Annotated in this window: 4 protein-coding genes; all 4 read right to left on the bottom strand. The window is 34.9% G+C overall.

Annotated features, from left to right (window positions below):
- A partial coding sequence (locus WAO56_RS09730; protein ID WP_422146344.1) for a phage tail tube protein occupies window positions 1-513 on the bottom strand: 513 nt, incomplete at its 3' end.
- Window positions 514-577: 64 nt separating this feature from the next.
- The gene (locus WAO56_RS09725) at window positions 578-946 is read right to left on the bottom strand and encodes a hypothetical protein (RefSeq protein ID WP_422146343.1); all 369 of its coding nucleotides are present in this window, start codon (window positions 944-946) and stop codon (window positions 578-580) included.
- Window positions 943-1317: an HK97 gp10 family phage protein gene (locus WAO56_RS09720; protein ID WP_422146342.1), complete on the bottom strand. Its 375-nt coding sequence runs from the start codon at window positions 1315-1317 to the stop codon at window positions 943-945. Before WAO56_RS09720 ends, WAO56_RS09725 begins: the two co-directional genes overlap by 4 nt.
- Window positions 1295-1621: a hypothetical protein gene (locus WAO56_RS09715; protein ID WP_422146341.1), complete on the bottom strand. Its 327-nt coding sequence runs from the start codon at window positions 1619-1621 to the stop codon at window positions 1295-1297. Before WAO56_RS09715 ends, WAO56_RS09720 begins: the two co-directional genes overlap by 23 nt.
- Between the last annotated feature and the right edge of the window lie 152 nt (window positions 1622-1773).

Here is a 1773-nt window from a genome sequence, read left to right as displayed (position 1 = left end):
TGTGTAAAGAATTGGACATTTTGTTTCCGCATCTAAAGAAGCTGTTTGCTCTACTGGGTATTTAGATAATATATCTGCGTTGATACTTGCTACATCATCTGCAAATGATATTTCTAAATTATTAACTACTGCGTTAGCGTATACTTCCTCATTGACAATGTTGTCAACATATATGGAGGCTGTTAAAGCATCACCTTCACTTCTTTTGATGGTGTGCTTAAAGTTTGCTCCCGATGGGGCTGATGATATATCTCCTAATGCCAATGCTAACAAGTAAGGAGATGTTTTGGGATTTAGCACTGCTTGTATTGTGCCTTCTCCCCATTTCTTTCCTTCTACAGAACCGCATCCTTGCTCCATTCGTGTTCCTCTTGCAGAAACATCACCGATTGGAGTATGTCTTGGCTCTAAGGTAAGGTCTAAAAATGGGATTTGCATTGTAGGACTTTCTATTGTTCCTGCTACAGGTTCAATAGCAATTCCGATTTTTCTTTTTCTTCCTATAGTTGTCATATTTTTTTTATTTTATTACTTATTTATAATTTACGCTGGCAATTGCTTGAACTCTTAATGTTGTTTATGTTATTATTCTTTCATTTTGATAACTCTTAACCGATTGAAGAGGTTCTATTCTTAACACGCAATCTAACTGCAGGTTATTGTTATCTCTGAATAACTTTTCCAATTTCCATTGTCTGTCCATAATCGTCGCTTCCGCCTGCTTTCTGCCTTTTAGGTCTTCTATCTTTTCTTGGACCATCGTTATCTTATATATTATTATAACTCTATCTGATTCATTACTCAATACCTCTGATTCATTTTGAATCCACTCTAAGAAGCAGTAAGGGTATCCCTCAGGGTCGTTCTGGGGATGCTCGTATACTCCCTTGATATATGGGAGCGTTTCTAACTCATCTTTTATTTTATTGAAAATCGTCTGAATCATATTAGTCCTCTTTTAGTTAATAACTCTAATTTTCTTTGCATCCTATCTTGAACTGCTTTCTGATTATTGTAAATTGCTCTCTCTATGTATTTACTTTTAGTCTTATGACCTTCGTGGACATAGACGGCATATTCTACATCGTTCCATATTATTCCGTTTAACTCTTTCTTATTTACCTTCGCTTTGATATCTGCTCTCAACCTTCCTGTATCAACTGGTGCGTTCTGTTTTGCTCTCGTTAATATCTTTGACATCGTTTCATTTAATGCTTCATAGATTGCCCTATCTAAGTCTCCAGGGAATCTGTATAATGCGTCTATGAACTCTTGTGAGTTCTGCAATTCCACTCTAAATTGTATGCTTGGTTCCATTTTCTTGTAGTTTAATTCTTAATTGTAGATGCTTTTCTCCCATAAAATCCATTTTTGATATACCTACTACTATGTATTCATTATTTCCTTCTACTATTTTATCATACTCTTGAATGTCTTGCAATTTCGTAGCCGCCATAAAATCTTTACCTCTTGCTCCATATAAATCCTCTCCAAAAGAATCATCTAATGGCTGAATGTGAAAAGGAACATCAGTGTAGATGCTCTCATACTTTTCCATATCGCCTGATTCATCTGATAATCTGTAAATGTCTACTTTTTTTGTTAAAAACATCTCTATCATATGTTTGTTAATGAGTATCTTTTGAATCTTTTTAACATATCAAATGTTTGTCTCTCTTTGTCTTTTATTACGCTTTCAAATGTCTGTCTCTCTCTGCTCCTTATCCCACTTTCAAAAGTCGCACTATATTGACCTAATGATACTGACCTTAA

The organism is Miniphocaeibacter sp. (assembly GCF_049276255.1).
In the GTDB taxonomy this organism is placed as follows: Bacteria; Bacillota; Clostridia; order Tissierellales; family Peptoniphilaceae; genus Miniphocaeibacter.
The sequence above is the reverse complement of the archived record's forward strand: the minus strand, read 5'-3'. Positions and strand labels throughout refer to the sequence as shown.

Coding starts and splice junctions, on each gene's coding strand:
- WAO56_RS09720 (WP_422146342.1), bottom strand. CDS start 1,317: ATGGAACCAAGCATACAATTTAGAGTGGAATTGCAGAACTCACAAGAG.
- WAO56_RS09715 (WP_422146341.1), bottom strand. CDS start 1,621: ATGATAGAGATGTTTTTAACAAAAAAAGTAGACATTTACAGATTATCA.
- WAO56_RS09725 (WP_422146343.1), bottom strand. CDS start 946: ATGATTCAGACGATTTTCAATAAAATAAAAGATGAGTTAGAAACGCTC.